Annotated in this window: 21 protein-coding genes, 1 tRNA gene and 1 riboswitch; of the genes, 6 read left to right on the forward strand and 16 right to left on the reverse strand. The window is 71.5% G+C overall.

Translation table 11 applies throughout. From position 1 onward, the window contains the following. The first annotated feature begins 22 nt into the window (after positions 1-22). The 6 genes from ACQEXA_RS09460 (at position 23) to ACQEXA_RS09485 (ending at position 6,896) form a co-directional block, all read left to right on the forward strand. Positions 23-649 (forward strand): endonuclease, encoded by a 627-nt coding sequence (locus ACQEXA_RS09460; RefSeq protein ID WP_433134497.1) that lies wholly within the window; start codon positions 23-25, stop codon positions 647-649. A gap of 169 nt (positions 650-818) precedes the next feature. Continuing rightward, positions 819-913, forward strand: a riboswitch (TPP riboswitch). Beyond that, complete coding sequence (locus tag ACQEXA_RS09465; RefSeq protein WP_433129381.1) at positions 905-2,299, forward strand: purine-cytosine permease family protein; 1,395 nt, start codon at positions 905-907, stop codon at positions 2,297-2,299. It overlaps the preceding riboswitch by 9 nt. Beyond that, positions 2,296-3,090 (forward strand): bifunctional hydroxymethylpyrimidine kinase/phosphomethylpyrimidine kinase, encoded by a 795-nt coding sequence (thiD, locus tag ACQEXA_RS09470; protein ID WP_433129383.1) that lies wholly within the window; start codon positions 2,296-2,298, stop codon positions 3,088-3,090. Before ACQEXA_RS09465 ends, thiD begins: the two co-directional genes overlap by 4 nt. Before the next feature lie 117 nt (positions 3,091-3,207). Further along, positions 3,208-4,464 carry an arsenic transporter gene (locus tag ACQEXA_RS09475; RefSeq protein WP_432939793.1) on the forward strand — a complete coding sequence of 419 codons (1,257 nt, stop codon included), beginning with the start codon at positions 3,208-3,210 and terminating at the stop codon, positions 4,462-4,464. Positions 4,465-4,644: 180 nt separating this feature from the next. Then, positions 4,645-6,084, forward strand: a complete 1,440-nt coding sequence (gndA, locus tag ACQEXA_RS09480) for an NADP-dependent phosphogluconate dehydrogenase (protein WP_433129385.1) — start codon at positions 4,645-4,647, stop codon at positions 6,082-6,084. Positions 6,085-6,221: 137 nt separating this feature from the next. Continuing rightward, on the forward strand, positions 6,222-6,896 hold the full coding sequence (locus ACQEXA_RS09485) for a hypothetical protein (RefSeq protein WP_360998994.1): 675 nt from the start codon (positions 6,222-6,224) through the stop codon (positions 6,894-6,896). A gap of 182 nt (positions 6,897-7,078) precedes the next feature. Here the strand turns inward: ACQEXA_RS09485 and ACQEXA_RS09490 are convergent, their stop codons facing one another. The 16 genes from ACQEXA_RS09490 to ACQEXA_RS09565 all read right to left on the reverse strand — a co-directional run bounded on the left by ACQEXA_RS09490 (position 7,079) and on the right by ACQEXA_RS09565 (position 23,857). Then, the gene (locus ACQEXA_RS09490; RefSeq protein ID WP_432935281.1) at positions 7,079-8,890 is read right to left on the reverse strand and encodes an ABC transporter ATP-binding protein; all 1,812 of its coding nucleotides are present in this window, start codon (positions 8,888-8,890) and stop codon (positions 7,079-7,081) included. A 299-nt stretch (positions 8,891-9,189) separates the two neighbouring features. Further along, the gene (locus tag ACQEXA_RS09495) at positions 9,190-9,582 is read right to left on the reverse strand and encodes a hypothetical protein (protein WP_359397363.1); all 393 of its coding nucleotides are present in this window, start codon (positions 9,580-9,582) and stop codon (positions 9,190-9,192) included. Next, complete coding sequence (locus ACQEXA_RS09500; protein ID WP_433129387.1) at positions 9,582-11,909, reverse strand: DUF4132 domain-containing protein; 2,328 nt, start codon at positions 11,907-11,909, stop codon at positions 9,582-9,584. Before ACQEXA_RS09500 ends, ACQEXA_RS09495 begins: the two co-directional genes overlap by 1 nt. Beyond that, positions 11,909-14,425 carry a DUF4132 domain-containing protein gene (locus ACQEXA_RS09505; RefSeq protein WP_433129389.1) on the reverse strand — a complete coding sequence of 839 codons (2,517 nt, stop codon included), beginning with the start codon at positions 14,423-14,425 and terminating at the stop codon, positions 11,909-11,911. Before ACQEXA_RS09505 ends, ACQEXA_RS09500 begins: the two co-directional genes overlap by 1 nt. A gap of 123 nt (positions 14,426-14,548) precedes the next feature. Next, positions 14,549-14,625 (reverse strand) — tRNA-Pro (locus ACQEXA_RS09510). A 104-nt stretch (positions 14,626-14,729) separates the two neighbouring features. After that, on the reverse strand, positions 14,730-15,089 hold the full coding sequence (locus ACQEXA_RS09515; RefSeq protein ID WP_359397369.1) for an MmcQ/YjbR family DNA-binding protein: 360 nt from the start codon (positions 15,087-15,089) through the stop codon (positions 14,730-14,732). Between the two features lie 40 nt (positions 15,090-15,129). Further along, positions 15,130-15,654: a GNAT family N-acetyltransferase gene (locus ACQEXA_RS09520; RefSeq protein ID WP_433134499.1), complete on the reverse strand. Its 525-nt coding sequence runs from the start codon at positions 15,652-15,654 to the stop codon at positions 15,130-15,132. A 2-nt stretch (positions 15,655-15,656) separates the two neighbouring features. Continuing rightward, the gene (locus tag ACQEXA_RS09525; protein ID WP_432935278.1) at positions 15,657-16,229 is read right to left on the reverse strand and encodes a helix-turn-helix domain-containing protein; all 573 of its coding nucleotides are present in this window, start codon (positions 16,227-16,229) and stop codon (positions 15,657-15,659) included. A 79-nt stretch (positions 16,230-16,308) separates the two neighbouring features. Further along, positions 16,309-17,214, reverse strand: coding sequence for a LysR family transcriptional regulator (locus tag ACQEXA_RS09530; protein WP_359397375.1), 906 nt, complete (start codon positions 17,212-17,214; stop codon positions 16,309-16,311). Between the two features lie 31 nt (positions 17,215-17,245). After that, a complete protein-coding gene (locus ACQEXA_RS09535; protein ID WP_433129391.1) occupies positions 17,246-18,445 on the reverse strand; it encodes a glycine C-acetyltransferase in 1,200 nt (399 codons plus the stop codon). A 35-nt stretch (positions 18,446-18,480) separates the two neighbouring features. Then, the gene (gene tdh, locus ACQEXA_RS09540; RefSeq protein WP_359397379.1) at positions 18,481-19,509 is read right to left on the reverse strand and encodes an L-threonine 3-dehydrogenase; all 1,029 of its coding nucleotides are present in this window, start codon (positions 19,507-19,509) and stop codon (positions 18,481-18,483) included. A gap of 378 nt (positions 19,510-19,887) precedes the next feature. Continuing rightward, entirely contained in the window at positions 19,888-20,445 is a 558-nt protein-coding gene (locus ACQEXA_RS09545) for a GAF domain-containing protein (RefSeq protein WP_432935275.1), read from the reverse strand. After that, positions 20,442-21,038, reverse strand: a complete 597-nt coding sequence (locus ACQEXA_RS09550) for a GTP-binding protein (RefSeq protein ID WP_433129394.1) — start codon at positions 21,036-21,038, stop codon at positions 20,442-20,444. The genes ACQEXA_RS09545 and ACQEXA_RS09550 overlap by 4 nt, the downstream gene beginning before the upstream one ends. Beyond that, positions 21,016-21,387: a DUF742 domain-containing protein gene (locus tag ACQEXA_RS09555; protein WP_360999005.1), complete on the reverse strand. Its 372-nt coding sequence runs from the start codon at positions 21,385-21,387 to the stop codon at positions 21,016-21,018. Before ACQEXA_RS09555 ends, ACQEXA_RS09550 begins: the two co-directional genes overlap by 23 nt. A gap of 2 nt (positions 21,388-21,389) precedes the next feature. Next, the gene (locus ACQEXA_RS09560) at positions 21,390-21,812 is read right to left on the reverse strand and encodes a roadblock/LC7 domain-containing protein (RefSeq protein WP_432935273.1); all 423 of its coding nucleotides are present in this window, start codon (positions 21,810-21,812) and stop codon (positions 21,390-21,392) included. A 50-nt stretch (positions 21,813-21,862) separates the two neighbouring features. After that, a complete protein-coding gene (locus ACQEXA_RS09565; RefSeq protein WP_433129396.1) occupies positions 21,863-23,857 on the reverse strand; it encodes an ATP-binding protein in 1,995 nt (664 codons plus the stop codon). Between the last annotated feature and the right edge of the window lie 554 nt (positions 23,858-24,411).

A 24,411-nucleotide genomic window follows, 5' to 3' on the forward strand; every position in this document is an offset into this window, starting at 1 on the left:
GGGCGACAACGCGGCCCACGTCATGGGGGAACTCATCTCGGAACACGGCCGCACCTACGCCGAAGAGGCGGGCATCCAGCTCAAGGACGCCCCTCAGCCGCTCTACCGGCTGCTGCTCATGGCCGTCCTTCTGAGCGCCCGCATCCGTGGGTCGATCGCACTGGCCACGGTGCGGGCGCTGCACGAGGCGGGCCTGCGGGATCCGCGGCGCATGGCCGGGGCCGACTGGCAGGAGCGGGTCGACGCGCTGGGACGAGGCGGCTACCGGCGCTACGACGAGCGGACGGCGACCCAGCTGGGCGACGGGGCGGAACTGCTGCTGGAGCGTTGGGGAGGCGATCTGCGGCACCTGCGGGAGGAGGCCGACGGCGACGTCTCCGCCCTGCGCCGGCTGCTGCAGGAGATACCGGGGATCGGTCCGGCCGGCGCGGACATCTTCCTGCGCGAAGTACAACGGGTCTGGCCGGAGGTGGCTCCCTACCTGGACGACAAGGCCCTGTCCGGAGCGGAGCGCCTCGGACTGCCCAAGGACCCGGAGAAGCTGGCGGCGCTCGCCGAGGACACCGAACCGGCCGTGCTGGCCGCCGCGTTGGTGCGCGCGGCACTCGACAAGGAGATGGCACAGGAAGTCCAGCGGCACGCCGGGTAGCGGCAGCCAGCCATCCGCGCGGCGGGCCCGTGGCCTGGCCCCGCTTGCGTTCACCGGAGCCGTCGGGCTCCGCCGCAGCCACTGACGTACCCCTTCGGAAGGGCCGCCGCGCAGCGAACGGCGGCCCTTCCGTATGGCACATCGCAAGCCTCGGGTTACTCTTGCCGCCGTACCGGACACGGGGTGCCCCATCTGCGGGCTGAGATCACACCCGTTGAACCTGAACCAGTTCGTACTGGCGGAGGGATGTCTTTCATGCCATTGGCGCATGTTTCCGGCGGGCTGCCCGCCGACGGCCGACGGGCCGTCTTCGACGGGCGGATGCCCACCGCTCCCGGCGACCTCAGGGTCGAGGGCCACGGCATCGAGCCTGTCCCCGAGAGCAACCGCTACGGCGGCGCGGGGCGGCTGTTCACCGTGTGGTTCGCCCCCAATCTGACGATGACCGGTGTGTTCACCGGGACCATCGGCATCACCCTCGGGCTCGACTTCACCACCGCGCTCGCCGCCGTCGTCCTCGGCACCGTGCTCGGCGCGGTGCCCACCGCCTACCTCGGCACCTGGGGCAGCCGCACCGGCGCCGCCCAGCTCCCCCTGGCCCGGCTGGCCTTCGGGCGTGCGGTCGTCCTGCCCGGGGTGCTGCAGTGGCTGTCGTCGGTCGCCTGGGACGCGCTGATCGGGCTGTTCGGCGGAGACGCGCTGGCACGGCTGTGCGGCTGGCCGTTCTGGCTCGGCGTCCTGGTCATGATGCTGGGGCAGGGAGCGCTCGGGGTCCTTGGCTACGAGGCGATCCACCGGCTCCAGATCGTCATGACCTTTGTGCTCGCGGCCGCCTTCGCCCTGATCGCCGTGCGCATGCCGGCCGGCGTCCACCTCGCCACGAGCGGCAGCGCGCACGGTGCCGACCGGGCGGGCGCCTTCGTGCTGACCAGCACCATCGCGCTCAGCCTGACCCTGTCCTGGGCCCCCTACGCCAGCGACTTCAGCCGCTATCTGCCGAGCACCACCTCCCGGTCCCGGATGTTCTGGTGCACGCTGCTCGGCCTCGTGGTGTCCTTCCTGGCCGTGCAGGTCCTCGGCCTGTGGGGCGCCTCGGCGCTGACCGACCAGACGGCCGCCGGGGTGGACAAGCTGCTGGGCGGGGGCGCACCGGGCGCGTTCGGGCTGCTGGCCGTGGGACTGGCCGCACTGTGCAGCAACGCCATGAACGACTACAGCGGTTCCCTGGCGCTGCAGACCGTGGGTGTGCGCGTGCCGCGTCCCGTGGCGGCCGCGCTCGCCGCGGCGCTCGGCTTCCCGCTGGTGCTGTGGATGCACGCGGCCGACACCACCGCACGGTTCCAGAACGTGCTGCTGTTCGTCGGGTACTGGATCCCGGGATTCGTGGCGATCGTGGTCGTCGACTGGCTGGTACGGCGCGGTTCGGTCACCGATCTCGTCGCCGAGTCGGCCCGGCCGCGGTCCATGTGGCCGCCGCTGCTGGCCTTCGCCGGTGCGTTCGCCGCGGCGGTGCCGTTCATGGACACCGGCCTGTACGTGGGCCCCGTCGCCGACGCGTTGCACGGCGCAGACATCTCGTACTACGTGGCGTTCCTGGTGGCTCTCGCCGTGTACGCCCCGCTACGCGTCCGTGAGGAGGGGCGCGCATGACGCCGCCGCGTGTTCTGACGATCGCCGGGTCCGACTCGGGGGGCGGCGCCGGCATCCAGGCCGACCTGAAGACCATGCTGGCGCTCGGCGCCCATGGGATGAGCGTGGTCACGGCGGTCACGGCGCAGAACTCCGTCGGTGTGCAGGGAGCCTGGGAGCTTCCCGTGGAAGCGGTGCGGGCCCAGTACCGCAGCGTCGTCGACGACATCGGCGTCCAGGCGGTCAAGACCGGCATGCTCGCCTCGCCCGCGCTGGTCACCACGGTGGCCGAACTGCTCGCGGACCAGGCGGCCCCGGTCGTGGTGGACCCGGTGAGCGTCTCCAAGCACGGCGACCGGCTGCTCGCCGACGACGCGCTGGACGCCGTACGGACCCGGCTGCTGCCGTGTGCGACGGTGACCACGCCGAACCTGGACGAGGTGGCCGAGCTGACCGGCGTCACGGTGAAGGACGAGCCGGGCATGCGTGAGGCGGCCCGGCGCCTGCTGTCGTACGGGACCCGGTGGGTGCTCGTGAAGGGCGGGCACCTGGAGGGTGAGGCGGTGGATCTGCTGACCGACGGCCACGAGGAGCACTGGCTGCGCGCCCCGCGCCACGACAACCGCCACACCCATGGCACGGGCTGCACGCTCGCCTCGGCGGTCGCGGTGGGGCTCGCCCAGGGCCTCGCGGTGCCGGAGGCGGTGCGGCAGGCCAAGGACTACGTCACGGAGGCGATCGCCCAGGGCTTCGCACTGGGCTCCGGCATCGGGCCGGTGGACCACGGATGGATGCTGCGCGGGAACACCTGAAGGGGCGGGTCTGACCGCGCTCCCGCGTCCCGTCCGGCACGCACCGATTCGAGGTATTACGGACCGGCCTGATGTGATGGAAGGGCTGCGCCGAGCCCCTTCCGGAAGGATCGATCCCTGAACACCGCGCTCGCCGAGGTCCTCTCCGTCGTCCTCCTCGCCGCCGTACTGGCCGGCGCGGTGGTGCGTCCCTTCGGGCTGCCGGAGGCGGTCGTCGCGGTTCCCGCGGCCGGGATCGCGATCGCGACCGGTGCCATCACCCCCGCCCACGCCCAGGCCGAGGCGGAGCGTCTCGGTCCGGTGGTCGGTTTCCTCGCGGCCGTCCTGGTGCTCGCGCACTTCTGCGACCTGGAGGGGCTCTTCCGCGCGTGCGGCGCGTGGATGGCGCGCTGGGCCGCGGGACGTCCCGGGCGGCTGCTGACCGCGGTGTTCGCCCTCGCCTCGGTGATCACCGCCGTGCTCAGCCTGGACGCCACGGTCGTACTGCTGACGCCCGTGGTGTTCGCGACGGCGGCCCGGATGGGGGCCCGACCCAGACCCCACCTCTACGCGTGCACGCATCTGTCGAACACGGCCTCACTGCTGCTGCCGGTCTCCAATCTCACCAATCTGCTCGCCTTCGGCGCGGCCGGGCTGAGCTTCACGCGCTTCGCCGCCCTGATGGCCCTGCCCTGGCTGGTGGCCGTCACCGCCGAGTACGTCGTCTTCCGGCGCTTCTTCCGCCGCGACCTGGACGCCGGAGCCACGGCCCAGGACCGGGGGGAGCCGCCGCGGCTGCCACTGTTCGCCCTGGTGACGGTGGCCTGCACGCTCGCCGGGTTCGTGATCGCTTCCGCCTTCGGCGTCGACCCCGCATGGTCGGCGCTGGCCGGGGCGCTGGTCCTGGCCGGGCGTGCGCTCGTCAGGCGCCGCGCCACCCCGCTCACGGTGGTGCGCGCGGCGGCGCCGTCCTTCCTTGCGTTCGTCCTGGCGCTGGGCGTCGTGGTGCGGGCGGTGGTCGACAACGGGCTCGCGGACGCCCTCGGGCGGGTCATCCCGGACGGGACCGGTCTGCCGGCGCTGCTGGGCGTGGCGGCTCTGGCGGCCCTGCTGGCCAACCTGATCAACAACCTGCCCGCGGTCCTGGTTCTGCTGCCGCTGGCCGTCCCGTCGGGCCCCGGCGCGGTGCTCGCCGTGCTGCTCGGCGTGAACATCGGGCCCAATCTCACCTATGCCGGCTCCCTGGCCACCCTGCTGTGGCGCCGCATCGTCCACCAGCACGAGCACACGGTCGACCTCAAGGAGTTCACCCGGCTCGGGGCGATCGCCGTACCCACCGCTCTGCTGGGCGCTGTGGCGGCGCTGTGGGTCTCCCTCCACGTCATCGGCGCCTGAGCCGCTCATGGCGCCTGGCGGACCGGGCCCCGCGAACGGCACGGAACGCGGCCGCGCGCTGAGCAACTCCCGCCCCGCCGTCCGTACCTGAGCGGGACAGCGGTACGAGACGCACCGAGCGACATCCGCTTCGCCCGGCGGACACCCGGGCGCAGTGGATCAGGACCCAAGGAGCACAGCATGCAGGCGACCGCGCAGATCGGCGTCACCGGGCTCGCGGTGATGGGCCGCAACCTGGCCCGGAACTTCGCGCGGCACGGGTACACCGTCGCCGTGCACAACCGCACCCCGGCCAGAACCAAGGCACTGGTCGAGGAGTTCGGGCACGAGGGCGCGTTCGTGGCCGCCGGGACGGCCGAGGAGTTCGTGGCGGCGCTGGAGCGGCCCCGCCGTCTGATGATCATGGTGCAGGCGGGCGCCGCGACGGACGCCGTGATCGAGGAGTTCGCCCCGCTCCTGGAGCCCGGCGACATGATCATCGACGGCGGCAACGCGCACTTCGCCGACACCCGCCGCCGTGAGCGGTCGCTGCGCGAGCGCGGTATCCACTTCGTCGGCGCGGGCGTCTCCGGCGGCGAGGAGGGCGCGCTGCACGGCCCCAGCATCATGCCCGGCGGTTCGGCCGAGTCGTACGCCTCACTCGGCCCGATGTTCGAGAAGATCAGCGCGAAGGTCGACGGCGAGCCCTGCACCACGCACATCGGCACCGACGGCGCCGGGCACTTCGTGAAGATGGTCCACAACGGCATCGAGTACGCCGACATGCAGCTGATCGGTGAGGCGTACGACCTGCTGCGCCAGGTGGCCGGGTTCTCCCCCGCGGCGATCGCCGAGATCTTCCGCGAGTGGAACAAGGGGCGCCTCGACTCGTATCTGATCGAGATCACGGCCGAGGTGCTGTCGCATGTGGACGCCGCGACCGGTGAGCCGTTCGTGGACGTCGTGGCCGACGCCGCGGGGCAGAAGGGCACCGGGCGCTGGACCGTGCAGACCGCACTGGAGCTCGGCTCCCCGGTGACCGCCATCGCCCAGGCCACGTTCGCCCGTGCCGCCTCGGGCCAGTCCGCGCTGCGCGCCGCCTACCGCGGCCTTCCCGGCGGCTCCGGCACGGACCTGACCCCGTACGAGGCGGAGCGGTTCACCGTGCAGGTGGAGCAGGCCCTGTACGCGTCGAAGGTGATCGCCTACGACCAGGGCTGGAAGATGATTCTGGACGCCGCCGACGAGTTCGCCTGGAAGATCGATCTCGGGGCGGTCGCGAAGATCTGGCGTGGCGGGTGCATCATCCGGGCGGCCTTCCTCGACCGGATCCGGGCCGCCTACGCCACGGATCCGGGCCTGGTCAGCCTGCTGTCCGACGCGGGCTTCGCGGGGGAGATCACGGACGCCCAGGTGCCGTGGCGCGAGGTGATCGCCATCGCGGCCCGCCGGGGCGTGCCGGTGCCCGCGTTCTCCGCCGCGCTGTCGTACTACGACTCCCTGCGCGCCGATCGTCTGCCGGCCGCGCTCACCCAGGGTCAGCGCGACTACTTCGGCGCGCACACCTATCGCCGCGTCGACCGGGACGGCAGCTTCCACACGCTCTGGGGCACGGCCGACCTCGTCGAGACCGAGGCCTGAGTGCCCGCGCCGGGCTCCTGCTGTGGGAGCCCGGCGTGGCGGCGCTGCCGCCGGTACGGCGGTCGGTGGGTGCGCGGACCCGCTCGATGGGGGAGGTGGCGTTCGTCCGGCGTTGGTGGCGAGAAACACTTACCCCCATGACTGACTCGCCACAGCTCCCCGCATGGCGGCGGCCGACCGACGGTGAGCACCGCGGGCAGGTCGCCGCGGTCATCGTGCTCATCATCGCCGCGCAGCTCGCGGAGCCCAGCCGGTTCACGCTCCGACCTCACTGGCTGCTGCCCGCCGTGGAGGGCGCCTTCCTCGCGGTCCTGCTGTTCAGCAACCCGGGCAGGATCAACCGGGAGTCCGTCGCGCTCCGTGCCGCGTCCCTGTTCCTCGCGGCGGTCGCCAGCCTGGCCAACGCCTGGTCGCTGGCCCTGCTCGTCGCCTCTCTGCTCGGGGGACACGAACGGAGCGCCGCAGGCCCGCTGCTCCTCGTCGCGGCCGGCATCTGGGGCACCAACGTCGTGGTCTTCGCCCTGTGGTACTGGGAGTTCGACCGCGGCGGACCCGTGGCGCGGGCCCACGCCCACCACGTCCATCCCGACTTCCTCTTCCCCCAGATGCAGGCGCAGGAGCTGGTCAGCGGGGACTGGGAACCGGCCTTCTTCGACTACCTGTACGTCTCCTACACCAACGCGACCGCCTTCAGTCCCACCGACACGATGCCTCTGTCGCGGTGGGCCAAGCTGCTGATGCTCATGCAGTCGGCCGTCTCCATCATGACGGTGGTACTGGTCGTGGCACGTGCGGTGAACATCATGGGCTGACCCCGGGCACGTCGAAGGCTGCTGCCGCCGGCCACGTTCACAGGCTCGGCCGGCGGACAGCGACTGCTCGGACGGATGGGTTATCGGTACGGGTCCTTGTTTCGGGGCGGGCGTCTTCCGGGTGGTGATGTCGTCGAGACCCGCGCGCGGGTGGCGCGGGACCACGCCACCCGTGCGCGGATTCAGTGCAGTTCGGCCCGTGCCGGGCTGTCGTCGAGGAAGCCGCCCGACTGGTGCTGCCACAGCTTCGCGTAGGCACCCTCCGACGCGAGCAGCTCCTGGTGCGTGCCCTGCTCGACGATCCGCCCGCGGTCGAGGACGACGAGCTGGTCCATGGTGGCGACCGTGCTCAGCCGGTGCGCCACCACGAGCGCCGTCCGCCCCTGCATGAGCCGCCACAGCGCCTCCTGGACCAGGATCTCGCTCTCGGAGTCCAGGGCGCTGGTCGCCTCGTCGAGCAGCAGGATCGGCGCGTCACGGAGGATGGCTCTGGCAAGAGCGACCCGCTGCCGCTGTCCACCGGACAACTTGACACCGCGCTCGCCCACCATGGTGTCGAAGCCGTGCGGCAACGCGTCGGCGAACTCCGCGACGTGCGCCGCCTCGGCCGCACGGCGGATCTCGGCGTCGGTGGCCTCCGGCCGGGCGAACGCGATGTTGTCCCGCAGCGTGCGGTGGAACATCGCCGGATCCTGCGGCACATAGGCGATCAGGCTGCGCAGGTCGGCCTGACGCAGCCTGCTGATGTCCTGACCCCCGATCAGGATCCGGCCGGCGTCGATGTCCGTCATCCGCAGCAGCAGCCGCGTGAGGGTGGTCTTGCCCCCGCCGGACCGGCCGACGAGACCGATCTTCGTCCCGCTCGGCACAGCCAGCTCAAGCCCCTCGAAGAGCGGCTTCCCGGCCGTATGGGCGAAGGTGACCTGCTCGAAGCGGACGTCGGCGTCCCCGGGCAGCAGCGGCTCCGGCGACGCCGGGTCCAGCACGGTCGGCGGCTTCAGCAGCAGTTCGGTGAACTGCGCCGCCTCCGTCATCGAGCTCTCCAGACGGCGGTAGATCTGGTTGAACTCGAACATGATGCGCGTCGCGTTGCTGTAGTACGTGAAGGCCACCACGACCGCCTCCACACCGTGCCCGCCGCCGAGCGCGACCGCGAGCAGCAGGCCCAGCGCGTTGGTCAGCACGGACATCGGCGCGACCAGGGTGTCGATGCGCAGGTTGCCGTAGTCCCACGACCTCAGCGTGAGCCGACGCGAAGCCGCGACGCGGGACCGGTGCTCGGCCGCCTCGCGGTCCTCGGCGGCGAACGCCCGGACCGTGTCCATGTTCATCAGGACGTCGGCCACGTGCCCCGACACCCGGGCGATCGCCTCCTCACGCTGGTCGACGAGCTTCTGGCGGCGGCGGATGAGGGGCACCACGCACAGTGCCGTCAGTGCGATCATCGCCAAGAGCCCCACGACGAGCAGCGGTTCGTAGCGCCACAGCACCACCGAGCCGAACAGCAGCGGCACGAAGCTGCCCGCCACCTGGAAGGTCAGCGTGTCGACGAACTCCTCGAAGCGGGAGGCGAAGCTGAGGACCCGTTTGGTCAGCGATCCCGCGAAGTTGTCGTGGAAGAACGCGGCGTCCTTGGCGAACAGCTCGTCCAGGCCGATCACATACAGGTGCTCGATGCCGCGGGCGTCGAGGCGGTTCAGGCAGTGCAGGCCGATACGCCACAGGACCTCCGCGAGCAGCAGGGCGCAGGCGAAGCCGAGGACGTAGGGCAGCGTCGAGCCGATGGTGGTACCCGCGCCGTCGGCGATGCGGCCGACGAGCTTCGCGACGACCAGCGGCGCGATGTAGTTGATACCGATGTTGCCCAGCGCCGGCAGCAGCATCGCGGGCACCGTGAGGCGCCGTAAGCGGGCTAACTCCCGTGCGTAGTAACGGAGTGCGAGGAGCACCGAGCCCCTGCGCGGCGGAACCTCGCGCGATTCAGGCGTACCCATCTCAACCCTGTGGTGTCGTGTGGCAGTCGCCACGTGCTTCTGCGGGAAGATGCCGTTGCGTCCATGGCGTGTGGAGCTTCGGTTCGAGGGAGCGCCCGCGTTCGGGCCGTCCTCCGACAGACGGGGCACGCCGACGGCGTCCCGCGCAGCTCGCGGTGACGCCGACGTGCCAGTACGGGCAGGTCAGAGGTCGAATTGTCCCGCGACGGCCCCCATGGAGTCCAAGCGTTTTTCTCAGCCACGACACGTCGCACACAGGTACGACCCTGGCCGCACGGGTGGTCCCGCCGCGCCGTCTCTCAGCCTCCGACGAGGGCGACGAGCTTGATGAAGACCAGGCCGGGATCGACGGTGAGATCCACGACGTCGTCGAGGTCCTCGACCTGGCGGTCCCCGGCCAGCACGAAGAAGCCGTTGGACAGGAAGGCGCGCTCGGCGATCTCTGCCTGGTGCTCCCAGTCGATGCGGCGAGGCTCGCGGAGCCGGTAGCCGTTCAGCTCCGTCTCGGCGTCGTCGGGACGGACGAGACCGTGGAAGCGGTCACTCGGGCGGGCGTTGTACCGGGCGACCTCCTCGCGGACCCGGAGCCTGATCAGCTCCCGTACGGTCATCCGTTCCGGGAGCCCGGCGACCTCGAACTCGGCGACCGGCTTGCCCGTTGCGGTCTCGTCCCGGAATGTCACGCTGGCCATCAGGCACCTCGCTTGATCTGGTGGAGGATGGTCTCGTCGGTGATCTTCGTGTCGGCTGCGAGAAGGAACGCCTTGCTCAGGATCAGCGAGAGCCGCTCGTCCTCGAACGGCAGGAACACCTTTCCGTCACCGGCCGAACGGCGCGACGGGACGATACACAGGTAGGCGTCGTCCGGCTCCATCAAGATGTTGGACGACCCCAGATGGATCCGGTAGCTGCCCAGGTCACCCCGGACCTGCAGATACCGGCCGTCCAGCGAGCACCGGTCCGCGATCCTCAGACGCGGCAGAATCCGCTCCAGGGCGTCACGCCGCGCCTCCGCACTGGCCGTCAACTCACCGAACGTCGCCGTCCGCCAGTACGCGGCATAACGATCCTCACCCCGATCGCTCCAGTCCGGATCCGCCGCGATCGAAGTGACCCCGACAAAGAGATCCACATCCCGCATCGCCTCACTGAACACCAACGGCGGTACCACGACGAGGGGGACCTCTCGCCATGCGCCCTCCACCCGGCGGGCGAAGCGCACCTGATCGGTGGCGGCCAACTCGTGGTCGCCAGCCCAGTCCGCCAGGGCGTGGAAGAAGCGGGCCTGCCACTCCCCCGCCGCCAGGGTCCGCACGGCCTGGTCCTCGTCTCCGCCGTCCCAGGGGCCGAGCAGGCTGCTCGCCCACCCCCGGGCCCGGAACAGCGCGAACATCCGGCGGTAGTGGACGACATGGGCCGCGAACCGGTTGGAGTAGACGCCGGTCTCCTCCTCCGCCGGTGTGAGCAGGTAGATCTCCCTGAACGCCTGCTTGAACGGCTGCCGGATCCGCCGTTCGGTGAGCAGGTCCCGCCAGGCCCTTACGGTGCCGGCGTCGGAGCGAATGGGATGCCAGAGCCGTACGCAGGCGTCGTCGGGTGCGTCGGGAAGTTCCTCGGCCGCGGGCAGCACGGCCTTCCACGCGCCGGGCGTGACCTCGATCTCCCAGATCAGCCGCCGCACGACGGCCCGGCCGAGCGGATGGCCGGCCAGCTCGGCGCGCCACCATCCGTACGCGTGGACGGCGTCGACGGTGAAGCCGCCCTCCAACGCCCGGGCGAGGGTGCCGAGCTGCATGTCCACCCGTTTCACCAGCGCGCGCAGCTCCTTGACCAGGTCGCCGTGGTCGCGGCGCACGGGCGCGGGCACGCTGCGCAAGGGGCGGCCGTCCTTCTCCCAGGTGAGACCTGCCGACTCGGTGACCGTGACGACGGCCGCGTAGTCACCCGCCTGCCTGCGCAGGACGCCGTCGTCGGCGAATCCGAGCCTCGGTAGACGCAGTGCCACATCGGTCCGCTCGGCCAGGGCCGCGTCGACCTTCTTGAGCATCTTGTCGAGTTGCTTGGGCACTCCCGCGTGGCGGACGGTCGTCCGCACCGTTCGTATCGTGGTCACGAGCTCGGGAGTCGGGAAGTCCTGCCCGGCGCGGACCATCTCGTACAGCAGCGCCTGTGACGGCAGGGTATTGGCGGTCGTCGGGGCGACGGCGATGCCGAGCAGCAGCCGGTCGATCAACTTCGGCAGCCACGGCTCGTCACGCAACAGCGCCACCCGCGCCGCGTGCCCGAGCGCGACGATCTCGCGGGCCGTGAACGCCCGGTCCGCCTGGTACGGGATCGTGCCTGCCTGGATGGCGTCGGCCCGGTCGGCCGCCGTTTCCAGGGCGCGACGGGCGAACTCGGTGTAGCCAGGGCTGTCCGCCAGTCTCCGCCACGCGTCCGGGAGGAGCGGTGGAGAGCCGAACGAGTAGTCCCGGGCGGTCTCGGACAGCAGCGCCCGTTCGATGGGGGCCAGGCTGTTGATGACGTCGATTTCTTCCACAGCGATGGGTCCTTCGTTCCGGCCGAGGCGCTCCACGGCCGCGCGCAGCGTCCTGCTGCCCACCAGCCCCGCCACGACGAGAAGTGCGTAGGGCTGGCGCACGTCGTCCTGCTCAAGGAGGAACTCGGCCAGCGTGTACGAGTGTTCGGAGAGATCGGGCCACGGGCCCGTGCAGCGCGCCAGCGCGCCCACCCCCAGCGTGAGGTCCGCCCAGTTGCGAGCCTCCGTGCCCGCGACGAGCGCCTCGAACATCCGGCGGCATGCGTCGGGTGTGTAGCGCGGCTGCCGTCCCCTGCCTGCGTCCTCGACCGCGAAGCGGACCGACGTCATCTCGGGCGTTGCCGAACGTCCCACACCGTATGCCGCCGGGAGAAGCCCGCCGAGTTCCTCGTCGGAGATCTGCGACAGATCCGGGCGCCAGGTCTCGAGCCGGAAGGCGGGGTCGGTCAGCGCGCACAGCAGTCGGGCGGCGAGGTCCATCAGGCACCTCGCTTGATCTGGTGGAGGATGGTCTCGTCGGTGATCTTCGTGTCGGCTGCGAGAAGGAACGCCTTGCTCAGGATCAGCGAGAGCCGCTCGTCCTCGAACGGCAGGAACACCTTTCCGTCACCGGCCGAACGGCGCGACGGGACGATACACAGGTAGGCGTCGTCCGGCTCCATCAAGATGTTGGACGACCCCAGATGGATCCGGTAGCTGCCCAGGTCACCCCGGACCTGCAGATACCGGCCGTCCAGCGAGCACCGGTCCGCGATCCTCAGACGCGGCAGAATCCGCTCCAGGGCGTCACGCCGCGCCTCCGCACTGGCCGTCAACTCACCGAACGTCGCCGTCCGCCAGTACGCGGCATAACGATCCTCACCCCGATCGCTCCAGTCCGGATCCGCCGCGATCGAAGTGACCCCGACAAAGAGATCCACATCCCGCATCGCCTCACTGAACACCAACGGCGGTACCTCGACGAGCGGTATCTCCTGCCAGCGTCGGTCGTCCCGCCGCTCGAAGCGGACCTGGTCCGTCGCGGCGTGGTCGGGCGCATAGTCGCCGTAGTCCTCCGTTGCGGGCTCGTGGTAGAAGCACGCGCGCCACTCGCCGTCGCCGAACTCGGCCCGTGCCTGTCCCTCGTAGCCTCCGTCGTACCGGCCGAGGAAGTTGGCCTGCCATCCGCGTTCCTTGAACAGCGCGTAGAGCCGCCGGTAGTGGACGACATGGGCCGCGAACCGGTTGGAGTAGACGCCGGTCTCCTCCTCCGCCGGTGTGAGCAGGTAGATCTCCCTGAACGCCTGCTTGAACGGCTGCCGCAGCCGCTCGGCGACGATCCGCGCCCGCCACTCCCTGATCTCGTCCGCCGACGCCCGGATCGGATGCCACAGCCGGACGCGCTCGGGCTCGCCGGGCGGTTCGCTCATCGGCGCCACCGCGTGCCACAGACCGTCCGCGCCCTGGAACTCCCAGATCAGGCCACGGACGAGGACGCCGGTGAGCGGATGGTCGCGGTAATACCGGCGCCATTCGTCGTAGGGCCAGCTGCGCCCGGCCGACATCAGCGCCTCGATACGGGCCCGCTCGCCCGACAAGGTGCCGCGCACCTCCTTGGCCAGCGCTTTCAGCTCCTTGAGCTCGCCCGCGAAGCCGTCCTTCACCGCCGCCGGGGCAGTACGGGACGTCCGTCCGTCGGGGCCGGTGAAGGTGAGCCGCACCGTCGCCGCGTCCTCGATCGCCACCCGCGCCCGGTATCCGCCCAGGTCGCGTTCGAGCGAGGCGTCCGGTGTCAGGCCATGGGCGGGCACGCTGCGCTCGATGAGCTGCCCCGCCGTGATGCCCTGTTTCCCTGCGGCCGTCACCAGCGCGGTGTCCAGCTGCTTGCGCAGTCCCCGGTGTTTGACCTGGGACTGCAGACGCCACAGGGCCTCCAGGGCGGCTGGATCACCGATCTCGGCCAGCGCGTTGATCGCCGCACCCGCGAGCTTGAGGTCCTCCATCACGCCGGTCCCGGGGCCGCCGGTGCGCAGGGCGAGCGCGGCGAGGTGCGGCACCGCGGCCGGACCCTCGGCCAGCGCGGCCGCCCAGACGGCGCCGCGCGCCAGGTCACCGTCGTTCTGGTGAACCACGTAGTGGTGGTGGTACGCGTCGCTCTGGATCCAGCTGATGCCCGAACCGTGTCTTCTGCTGCAGTGCGGATCGCCCTCGGCCAGTTCCCGCAGGACGGAGGCCATGAGCTCGCGCGCGGTCGCCGCGTCGGCGAGCTCGATGCAGGTCCGGCGCCACCGCTGGGCCGGACGCGGCCCCGACAGGCTCGTCAGGTGCCGGACGAAGTGGGCCAGTTCCGGCGTCGGCGATGTGTTCGCTCGGTCGCGCAGGGCGGCGGCCCAGGGGGCGTAGGCGGGGATCAGGCCCTCGGGGATGTGCGCCTCGTCCACACCGGCGAGCAGGGCACGGAGGCGCTTGGCGAGCGATGCGCGCCGGCGTGCCTCGACCTCGGTGTCCATCAGCTCCGCGTGGACGTATCGCAGCTGCGGCGCGACCGCGCGGAGGCCGTCGGCACCGAGCCGCTCGGCGGCGCCCAGCACCACCGCCAGTGAATCGGCGAACCAATAGCCCATGTCGTACTCGGTGACGCGCAGCAGCATCACCGCGACCTCGTCGGGCGTCCAGCCGTGCACGCGCGAGATCAGGGGCTTCATCTCGGCGTCGTACTGCCACAAGCCGGTGTCGTCGAAGCAGGCGGCCAGCAGGAGGCTCAGGACCGCGGCCCTGCCCTCCTCGTCCGCGCAGGCCGTCAGCCGCCCGCCGATCTCGGCCCGGGTCGCCGCGCGCATCGCCTCGTATCGCTCGTACTCCTCGGGCCCCCGCCACATGGTGGCGCCCGACCGGGTCTCCGTCCGCTGACGTTCCAGGAGGTCGACGAGCCAGCGGGCGCGGTCGAGCGCGGCGGTCCTGACGTCGTCGAGCGCGTCGTTCCTACGGGATGCGGCCACCAAGGCGTCGTAGAGCATGGCGGGATGATGGCAGTGGGGACTGACAATGCGATCAATCCGAAAGCCCCCAGGGCCGGCTCGCGGACACGAGAAAGGCCGCTTTCCCATTCCTGAGAAAACGGCCTCCGACCTGCGTGAAGCTGGTCGGGACGACAGGATTTGAACCTGCGACCCCTTGACCCCCAGTCAAGTGCGCTACCAAGCTGCGCCACGTCCCGTTGCCCGCCTGACCTGGGGTTTCCCCCGGCCGAACGTGCACAGAAACAATACCGCACTCGGGACGGTGGTCGCGCACCCGTTAACGTGCCGTTCGCCCGTCTCGTCAGTCGCCGGTCACGAGTCCCAGCTCAGGGTGGTGGTCCAGGAGGCGGGTCGGGGCCGCCTGGCGCCAGGAGTCGGCAAGGATGTCGTGCAGTTCGCCCTCGTCCTCCAGAGCGGTGAGGCGGACCCGGATCCAGGCGAACTGCGCCTCGTGGGCGGCGACCCAGAACTTGCCCGGTTCGGCGAGGACCAGCTCGTCCCGCTCCTCCTTGGGGCAGCGCACCGCCATGGACGTCTCGTCCTCGGGCAGCGTGGCGAACATCTTGCCCGCCACCCGGAACGTGGGCATGCTCCAGGCGGTCTTCTCCGTGGTGTCCGGCAGGGACAGGGCGATACGGCGTACGTCTTCGGCGTCCGGCATGTCCGCACCGTAGCCAATGCCACTGACAGCCGCCGCCCGCTCAGCGAGTGAGAACTCCCACGCGCTTGTAGTAGATGGTCGTGGGGTGCAGATCGCCGGCCGGTGTCGCCGCGTAGTCCGGTATCGCGCCGACCCGCGTCCAGCCCGCGGAGCGGTAGAGCGTCTCGGCCGGGCTGCCGGTCTCCGTGTCCAGGTGGAGCAGGGTGATGCCGGCCTCGGCGGCCGCCCGTTCGGCGGTGGCCAGCAGTTCTCGCCCAAGACCCCGGCCGCGCGCGGCCCGGTGCACCATGAGTTTGACCAGCTCGGCCCGGTGACGGCTGTTCGCCTTGTCCGGGAAGGCGAGGCTCACCGTGCCCGTCACCCCCTCCCCGGCCCGCGCCACCCACACCGCGCAGGCGCCCGCGTCGACCACGGCGGCCCGCGCCCTCCACCAGGCGAGAGCCTCCGCCCGGTCGAGCGGCGCGAGGAATCCGATCGAGGCTCCGCCGTTCACGGTGTCGGTCAGCAGCTCCGCCAGCGTCTCTGCCCGGGCGAGCACGTCGGTCGCGCCCAGTCTGACGATCACGGTCACGGCAGCACCACCACCAGCGCGTACCGCGCGGCGTCGGGCCCGGGGCACCGGAAGCGCGTCGGTCCCCAGACGCGAAGCCGCAGGCAGTCACCGGTGGCGAGCCGGTGTCGCACATCCTGTGCGGTCACCTCCAGTGCGCCCTCGAGGATCCAGATGTGCTGTTCGAGTCCGGGCACGGGCGGGCGGTCGTAGGCGATGTCAGCGCCTGGCGCGAGCCGTCCCTCGACCAGTTCGCCGCGCAGTCCGGAGTGCGGAGGGGACACGGACCGGCGTACGAAGCCGGAGTCCGCGTCCTCCCACACGGTCTGGTCGGCGGTACGCACCACCTGCGCCGGCTCTGCCTCGACCTCGCTGAGGAGCTGGGACATCGTGCGGCCGTAGACGCCGCAAAGCCGGTTCAGCATCGAGGCTGTGGGGCTGATCTCGGCCCGTTCCGCCCGGGAGAGGGTGGAGCGGCTCACCCCGCTGCGGTCGGCCAGGTCGCCCAGGGACCAGCCGCGTTCGGCCCGCAGTTCGGCGAGGCGCGCGGCGAGCCGGGCGTCGACGGCATCCGCCATCTCACTTCTCATGCCCGAGACAGTATCCCATATCTGGGACGTCGTGTCCCGGATGTGAGAGAGATTTCCCGGAAACGAAAAAGGGCGGCCGTCAGTCGCCGGTCGCGGCCTCCGCGAGCGCGTCCAGCACCGGCCGGATCAAAGGGTGCTCCTCCGCGCCCCGGCGCACGGCGGCGAAGACCCGGCGGGTGGGCGCGACCCCGTCGACCGGGCGGACGACCACGCCGGTCAGGTCCATGCCCCGCAGGGCGGAGCGGGGCACCAGGGCGACGCCCGCGGCGGCGGAGGCAAGGGCGACCACCGCGCGGAAGTCGTCCGAGGAGTGTTCGAGGCGGGGCTGGAATCCGGCGTGCTCACAGGCGAGGACGACCACCTCGTGGCAGGGGTTGCCGGGGTAGGGGCCGATCCAGGAGTCCTTGGCCAGCTCGGCGAGCGGGACCTCGCTCGCGTCGGCGAGACGGTGGCCGACCGGCACCACGGCATCGAAGGGCTCGGCGTACAGCGGGATGTGCGTGAGCCTCGGGTCGTCCGCGTCCGGGGCGCCCCGGTACTCGACGGCGACCGCGACATCGACCTGCCGGTCCAGGACCATCGGCAGGCTCGCATCGCCCTCGGCGTCCTGGACACGCACCCGGATGCCGGGCGCCGTGCGGGCGAGGCGGGCCAGCGCGGGGGCGACGACCAGGCCGATGCCGGTGGCGAAGGAGGCGAGTGTGACCGTCCCCGCCGAACCGGCGCCGTAGGCCGCCAGCTCGGCCTCGGCGCGCTCGAGCTGGGCGAGGACCGCGTTCGTGTGGCTGAGCAGGATCTCACCCGCCGGGGTGAGCCGGACGCCCCTGGCGCCGCGCTCGACCAGCCGGTGACCGGTCTCCTGCTCCAGCGCGGCGAGCTGCTGGGACACCGCGGACGGGGTGAGGTAGAGCGCGGCGGCGGCGGCCGTCACCGTGCGGTGGTCGGCCACCGCACGGAGGATGTGCAGCCGCCGCGCTTCGATCATGCGGACGATTATCGCAAGAACCTCGGGGCTTTCAGCCCTCCAGCTCCGCACGCGCGGCCACGAACGCGTCGACCGCGCGGTTGACGTCGTCCGTCGAGTGCGCGGCGGACAGCTGCACCCGGATACGCGCCTTGCCCTGCGGCACCACCGGGTAGGAGAAGCCGATGACGTACACGCCGCGCTCGAGGAGCAGCTCGGCCATGCGTCCGGCCTTCGCCGCGTCGCCGATCATGACCGGGGCGATGGCGTGCTCGCCGGGCAGGATGTCGAAGCCCTCCTCGGTCATACGGCGCCGGAAGAGCGCGGTGTTCTCGGCCAGCGTCTCGCGCAGGTCGCCCGCCGACTCCAGGAGGTCGAGCACCTTGAGCGAGGCCGCCGCGATCACCGGGGCGAGCGTGTTCGAGAAGAGGTACGGCCGGGAGCGCTGGCGCAGCAGGGCGACGATCTCCGCCCGGGCGGCGACGTAACCGCCGGAGGCGCCGCCGAGCGCCTTGCCCAGGGTGCCCGTGATGATGTCGACGCGGTCCATGACGCCGTGCAGCTCGGGGGTGCCGCGGCCGCCGGGGCCGACGAAGCCGACGGCGTGCGAGTCGTCGACCATCACCATGGCGTCGTAGCGGTCGGCGAGGTCGCAGATCTCGCGCAGCGGGGCCACGTAACCGTCCATCGAGAAGACGCCGTCGGTGACGATCAGCTTGCGGCGCGCACCGCCTTGGGACGCCTCCTTCAGCTGCCGCTCGAGGTCCGCCATGTCGCGGTTGGCGTAGCGGAAGCGGCGGGCCTTGGACAGGCGGATGCCGTCGATGATCGAGGCGTGGTTGAGGGCGTCGGAGATGACCGCGTCCTCGGCCTCAAGGAGGGTCTCGAAGACGCCGCCGTTGGCGTCGAAGCAGGAGGAGTACAGGATCGTGTCCTCCTGGCCGAGGAACGCCGACAGCCGCGCCTCCAGCTCCTTGTGGACCTCCTGCGTGCCGCAGATGAAGCGCACGGACGCCATGCCGTAGCCCCAGCGGTCCAGCGCCTCGTGGGCGGCGGCGATCACGTCGGGGTGGTCGGCGAGGCCGAGGTAGTTGTTGGCGCAGAAGTTGAGCACCTCGCCGGGGCGGCCGCCCGCGGTGACCTGCACGGTCGCGGACTGCGGGGTGCCGATCACACGCTCGGGCTTGTGCAGCCCGGCGGCACGGATCTCCTCGAGGGTGGCGCGCAGGTCGTCGCGCACGGAGTCGAACATCAGAAAGCTCCTAAAGTGCTTACGCCGGAAGAGAGTTACGCAGCCCAGTCCAGGATGACCTTGCCGCCCTTGCCGCTCGCCGCGTCGGCGAACGCGGCCTCGTGGTCGCGGTAGTCGTACCGGCCGGTGATCACCGGGGCGAGGTCGAGTCCGCCCTCAAGCAGCACCGACATCGCGTACCAGGTCTCGAACATCTCACGGCCGTAGATCCCCTTGATGGTGATCATGGAGGTGACGATCCGGGCCCAGTCCACGGGGAACTCCTCGGACGGCAGTCCGAGCATGGCGATCCGCCCGCCGTGCGTCATGTTGGCGATCATCTCGCGCAGCGCCTCCCGGCGGCCCGACATCTCCAGGCCGATGTCGAAGCCCTCGCGCAGGCCGAGTTCGCGCTGCCCGTCGGCGATGGTGGCGTCCGAGACGTTCAGGGCGAGGCTCGCGCCGATCTTGCGCGCCAGCTCCAGACGCTCCTCACTGACATCGGTGATGACGACGTTGCGGGCGCCGGCGTGGCGGGCCACGGCGGCGGCCATCAGTCCGATCGGGCCGGCGCCGGTGATCAGGACGTCCTCACCGACCAGCGGGAAGGAGAGCGCCGTGTGGACGGCGTTGCCGAACGGGTCGAAGATCGCGGCGACATCCAGGTCGACGGGGATCCGGTGCACCCACACGTTGGAGGCGGGCAGCACGACGTACTCGGCGAACGCGCCGTCGCGCCCGACGCCCAGTCCGACCGTCGCCCGGCACAGATGGCGGCGCCCGGCCAGACAGTTGCGGCACTTGCCGCACACCAGGTGGCCTTCGCCGCTGACCCGGTCGCCGGCCTTGATGTCGGTGACGTCGCGGCCGGTGTCGACCACCTCGCCGACGAACTCGTGCCCGACCACCAGGGGCGTGCGGATGGCCTGCTGCGCCCAGCCGTCCCAGGACCGGATGTGCAGGTCGGTGCCGCAGATCCCGGTCCTGAGGACCTTGATCAGTACATCGCCGTGGCCGACCTGCGGCTCGGGGACGTCCATGAGCCAGAGCCCCGGTTCCGCCTTGTCCTTGACCAGCGCCTTCACGCAACGGCTCCTGTGGGTGAATTCCCGGAGGCGGGCATGCCGAAGGAGCCCGTACCGGGGAGAGAAGTGAGATCGGCTAGAAATCTGCCCTACCGCGGCGCCCGGGTCCATCGAGGATTTCTAAACCTGGGCCGCAGCTTTCCTTCACGCCCGTGCCCTGCGGCCCTGGTGAGCACGGTACCGACGCCTCGACGCCTGGGCCTCGCAGTGGTCGGCGACCGGCCGGGGCACCGGGGACGGCCTGCGGCGGGCTATTCCGCCAGGTGGGTGGCACGTGGCGACACGGTGGCAGGGGGCACCGTAACGCGGGCCGGTCCTGGTGCGCCCGTCCGCCGGAGGTTCAGCGAGCACAGACCACACTGTACGGCCGACGCGGCCTCATACCCGGTACTCGCGCTGCGCGATCCGCTCCGCCAGCTCCGCCGCCAACGCCTTGATGGTCTCCAGACCGGCCCGGCCCCAGGGGCGTGGTGCGAGGTCGACGGCGCAGACCGTGCCGAGGGCGATGCCCGTACTGTCGACGAGCGGAGCGCCGAGGTAGGAGCGGACGCCGAGTTCGTCGACGGCCGGGTTGCCTGCGAAGCGCGGATAGTCCTGGACGTCCTCCAGGACCAGTGCCTTGCGGCGCACGACGACGTGCGGGCAGAAACCGTACTCGCGGCCCAGGTGCCGGACCGGTTCCCTGGATCCGTCCTCCCGGTCGAGGACGGCGGTGAGCGGACGGTCCCCTGGCTGGTGGAGTCCGGCGAAGAACTGCCGGTGTTCGCCGACGAAGTTCACCATCGCGTAGGGCACCGCGGCCACAGCGGCCAGCCGGTCCGCGAACGCGTCGAACTCCGGCTCCGGGCGCTCGCCGAGGCCGAGCCCACGCAACCTGCCGGCACGCGCGGGGGCGTCCTTGTCCTCGGGGGTCAGCAGCAGCCGTCTTGGAGTCATGCGCGGACTCCACGGTCTGAGGCCGCCGGGGCGAGGGCGAGGAGGTGACGGACGAGCGTGAGCAGGGTCTGCACCCCCGAACTGGAGATCCGGGCGTCGCAGCGCACGACGGGGATCTCGGACGCGAGGTCGAGGGCGGAGCGCACCTCGTCCGCGTCGTAGCGGTGGGCACCGTCGAACTCGTTGACGGCCACCACGAACCCGAGGCCGCGCTGCTCGAAGAAGTCGACGGCCGCGAAGCAGTCCTCCAGACGGCGTGTGTCCGCGAGGATCACCGCGCCGAGCGCGCCCTCGGACAGCTCGTCCCACATGAACCAGAAGCGTTGCTGTCCGGGGGTCCCGAACAGGTACAGCACATGCTGCGGGTCGAGCGTGATACGGCCGAAGTCCATCGCAACGGTGGTCTCGACCTTGTTCTCGACGCCGTCGAGGCTGTCGATGGCGGCGCTGACCGTGGTGAGCAGCTCCTCCGTGCTCAGCGGCGCGATCTCGCTGACCGCGCCCACGAAGGTCGTCTTGCCTACTCCGAACCCTCCCGCCACCAGGATCTTCAGCGCGGTGGGGAAGGGATCAGAGCTGCCGTCGTAATCCATCGAGCACTGCCTCCAGAAGGGACCGGTCCGTGGGGTTGTGGTGGAAGGCGGGGGGTTTCGTGGTCAGCGCCCCGCAGCCGACGAGGTCCGACACCAGGACCTTGGTGACCACCGCCGGCAACTTCAGGTGGGCGGCGACCTCGGCGATCGAGACCGGCGCCCGGCACACGTCGAGGGCCTGGGCGTGCTCGGGGCCGAGGTAGCCGCGGGGGACGGTGCCGGTGACCATGACCTGGGACAGGAGATCGAGGGCGGTGGCCGGCCGGGTGCGGCCGTTGCTGACGGTGTAGGGGCGCACCAGCCGCCCGGCCGCGTCGTCGAGCCAGGGGCCGTCGCCGACCGCGGTCACGCTCATGGCCTGGACGCCGTGGGCCGGCGGGGCGCTGTCATCAGATAGGGCCGCACGCTCTTGACGAGCATCGCCATCTCGTAGCCGAGGACCGCCGCGTCCGCTTCACGGCCGGCGAGTACGGCGAGGCAGGTGCCGGAGCCCGCCGTGGTGACGAACAGCAGGGTGGAGTCGAGCTCGACGACCACCTGCCGGACGTCACCGCCGTCCCCGAAGCGGACACCGGCGCTACGGCCGAGGGAGTAGAGGCCGGAGGCCAGGGCGGCCATGTGGTCGGCGCTGTCCGGGTCCAGGCCGTGGACGGATTTCACGAGCCCGTCGCAGGACAGGAGCACCGCGCTCGTGGTGTGCGGTACGCGCTGCACGAGGCCGCTCATCAGCCAGTCGAGGTCGGGGACATGGGCAGTCGGCACTTCGCTCGCCATGGTGGATCGACTCCTTGGGGTACGCGGGTCTGCGGGAGCGGTCGGTGTGGTCATCCGGCCGGTGTGGTCCCGTCGTGCCGGGCGGTCGGGTCGTGGTCGGGCACGTGTGGGGGGCGTGGTTCGGCCGTGTCCGCCGGGTCCACGGCGGGTGCGCCGGGGGCGGGCGCCGACGCCGGTCCGTCACCGTCGAGCGTCGCGTCCGGCGGGACGTCGGTGTGCCCGGAATCGTCGGAGCCCGTGGGGGTGTCCGCCTCGGAGCGCCCGGGCTCGGGCGTCGGCTCCGCATCCGCGCGGCCGATGCCCCGCTGGAACGCGGCCATCAGGCCCGGGTCGTGGCCGATGTGCCGGTCGGCGTCCTGGCGCACGGGCGGCGTGGGGCCGCCGCGCAGCTGGGGTGCGATGTGCTCCTGGGCGCGGCGGCGGGGCAGTTGGGGCTTGCTCATCGTTCCGCGCACGGGGCCGAGCAGCGGCGCCGGCGTTCCGCCGGCGTTCCGGTCGACGGCCGTCCGGTCATCGGCGCGGATCCCGGGCATCGCCTCCGCGGGGTTGGGTCGTGGTCTGTCGGCGTCGCGTACGGGCAGCGGCGATCGGCTGTGGCCGGCCAGGCCCGGATCGTCCTCCGGCTGCCGCGGTCCGGGAGGCCCCGAGTGCTCGGAGACGGTCGGCGACGGCCCTGCGTGCCGACCGCCCCGCGGTGGGGGAACCTGGCGGTCCGGGCTTTGCGGGACGGCCTTCTGCGGTCCCGCGACACCGGGCGTCACGCCTGGAGTTGCGAGCGGCCCCGTCACCGTGACCGTCCCGCGCGACACCTCCCGGATGGTGCTCGCGGACGCGGCCGGGGCCGGCCCGAGCAGGTTCTGCGGCACGACGAGCACCGCCTGCACACCGCCGTAGATGTTGGGCTGCAACCGGACGTGGATGCCGTGGCGGCGGGCGAGCTGGGAGACGACGAACAGCCCGATGCGGCCGTCCGCCAGCAGGCTGGCGACGTTGACCTGGTCGGGATCGGCCAATAGGGCGTTCATCCTGCCCTGTTCGGCCGGTGGCATGCCGAGCCCGCGGTCCTCGACCTCGACGGCGAGGCCCGAGGTGACGAGGCCGGCGCGCAGCAGCACCTGGGTGTGCGGAGCCGAGAACACAGTGGCGTTCTCGACCAGTTCGGCCAGCAGATGGATCACGTCGGCCACGGCGTGTCCGCGCAGGGTGCCGTCGATCGGCGGCACGAGCTTGACCCGGGAGTACTGCTCGACCTCGGCGATCGCCGAGCGCAGTACCTCGGTCATGGACACCGGATGGCTCCACTGGCGGCGCGAGACGGCACCGCCGAGCACGGCGAGGTTCTCGGCGTGGCGCCGGATGCGGGTGGCGAGGTGGTCGACGTGGAAGAGGCCCTTGAGGAGGTCGGGGTCCTCGATCTCGTTCTCCAGCTCGTCCAGGATCGAGATCTCCCGGTGCACGAGCGACTGAAGGCGCCGGGCCAGATTGACGAAGACCTCGAGCTTCTGTTCGCTGCCCGTGTGGCTGGAGAGCTGAGCGGCCTGGACGACGGCGGCGACCGCGCCGTCGTGGGCGCTCGCCAGCTCGGCCGCGAACAGGTCGAAGTCGTCGGCGTTCACGGCCGGTTCGGCGCGTCGTGGCCGCGTGGGCGGCGTCTCGCCACGACGCAGCACCTCGAGCAGGGCACGCAGCTCGGCCTCACCACGGGCGCCGGCGCGGCGCAGTGGCGCGAGCCGGTCGGCGACGGACCTGGCCGCGCGGCGGGCGGCCACGGCGGCGACCACGATGCCCACAAGGCTCACTCCGAGGGCGCCCGCGAGCACGGCCCAGAGCGTGGCAGTCGGGCGGGCGCCGGTGGAGCGGACGGTGAAGAACACGGCGGCGCAGGCGCTCAGGGCCACCGCGATCGGTGGCAGGACCGCCAGACGCAGCAGCTGGGGCCGTATCCCGGTCTCGCGCGATGAGGGGAGGGGGCGGACGGCGGGCCGCCCGTGCCGCCCGCCCTCGCGGCGGTCTACGCGTGCGGCCGGTGCGCGGAGGTGAGACATCGGCGTCCTCGTGCTGGGTGCGTCGGGGGCGTGGGGGCTCCCGCGGTTCTGCGCCACTCGGGCATGCGCCATCGCGGCGTCGGCCGGGAGAACCGAGGAATTCGGCCCTGTGCCGTCCGATGGCAACTCAGAGTAGTCGCCGACGCAGCAAGTGCGGTGGGCTGTTGACAAAGTCCTCCGGAGAGCTTCCCGCTCTGGTATGAGGGGTCGTACGACAGACCGATAACCCCGCCGACGGGCGCGTTCTCGTGAGCCAACGAACCGATCAATGCTGGTCAGATGCGGTCACAATCAAAAGAGAGGGCCGAGGAGCCCTACGCTCCCCGGCCCTCGCCTCCGGTCCGAAAGCCGACCGGAAACCCAGCCCGCCGGAGCCACTTCCGGCTCCCAGGAGCCCCCTGCACCCCAGCGGGAACGTCACCCGGCGTGTCGGCGGTCGGCCTCGCCCCGGGCCGACGGCCCTCGGGCCCGATCGCCATCCCGCGCCACCACGGCTCGGCCGGGAGGGTCTCGACCGTCGGTTCGAAGGGCTCACCGGGGTGCGGCAGAGCGAC

This window comes from Streptomyces sp. CA-106110 (assembly GCF_050936285.1).
Lineage (GTDB): Bacteria > Actinomycetota > Actinomycetes > Streptomycetales > Streptomycetaceae > Streptomyces.

Bases quoted from the DNA above. Each gene is read 5' to 3' on its own strand.
- gndA (WP_433129385.1), top strand. From the start codon at position 4,645: ATGCAGGCGACCGCGCAGATCGGCGTCACCGGGCTCGCGGTGATGGGC.
- ACQEXA_RS09505 (WP_433129389.1), bottom strand. From the start codon at position 14,425: ATGCTCTACGACGCCTTGGTGGCCGCATCCCGTAGGAACGACGCGCTC.
- ACQEXA_RS09485 (WP_360998994.1), top strand. From the start codon at position 6,222: ATGACTGACTCGCCACAGCTCCCCGCATGGCGGCGGCCGACCGACGGT.
- ACQEXA_RS09550 (WP_433129394.1), bottom strand. From the start codon at position 21,038: ATGGATTACGACGGCAGCTCTGATCCCTTCCCCACCGCGCTGAAGATC.
- ACQEXA_RS09490 (WP_432935281.1), bottom strand. From the start codon at position 8,890: ATGGGTACGCCTGAATCGCGCGAGGTTCCGCCGCGCAGGGGCTCGGTG.
- ACQEXA_RS09460 (WP_433134497.1), top strand. From the start codon at position 23: ATGGGGGAACTCATCTCGGAACACGGCCGCACCTACGCCGAAGAGGCG.
- ACQEXA_RS09525 (WP_432935278.1), bottom strand. From the start codon at position 16,229: ATGAGAAGTGAGATGGCGGATGCCGTCGACGCCCGGCTCGCCGCGCGC.
- ACQEXA_RS09535 (WP_433129391.1), bottom strand. From the start codon at position 18,445: ATGTTCGACTCCGTGCGCGACGACCTGCGCGCCACCCTCGAGGAGATC.
- thiD (WP_433129383.1), top strand. From the start codon at position 2,296: ATGACGCCGCCGCGTGTTCTGACGATCGCCGGGTCCGACTCGGGGGGC.
- ACQEXA_RS09495 (WP_359397363.1), bottom strand. From the start codon at position 9,582: ATGGCCAGCGTGACATTCCGGGACGAGACCGCAACGGGCAAGCCGGTC.
- ACQEXA_RS09545 (WP_432935275.1), bottom strand. From the start codon at position 20,445: ATGACTCCAAGACGGCTGCTGCTGACCCCCGAGGACAAGGACGCCCCC.
- ACQEXA_RS09515 (WP_359397369.1), bottom strand. From the start codon at position 15,089: ATGCCGGACGCCGAAGACGTACGCCGTATCGCCCTGTCCCTGCCGGAC.
- ACQEXA_RS09500 (WP_433129387.1), bottom strand. From the start codon at position 11,909: ATGGACCTCGCCGCCCGACTGCTGTGCGCGCTGACCGACCCCGCCTTC.
- ACQEXA_RS09465 (WP_433129381.1), top strand. From the start codon at position 905: ATGCCATTGGCGCATGTTTCCGGCGGGCTGCCCGCCGACGGCCGACGG.
- ACQEXA_RS09530 (WP_359397375.1), bottom strand. From the start codon at position 17,214: ATGATCGAAGCGCGGCGGCTGCACATCCTCCGTGCGGTGGCCGACCAC.
- ACQEXA_RS09565 (WP_433129396.1), bottom strand. From the start codon at position 23,857: ATGTCTCACCTCCGCGCACCGGCCGCACGCGTAGACCGCCGCGAGGGC.
- ACQEXA_RS09560 (WP_432935273.1), bottom strand. From the start codon at position 21,812: ATGGCGAGCGAAGTGCCGACTGCCCATGTCCCCGACCTCGACTGGCTG.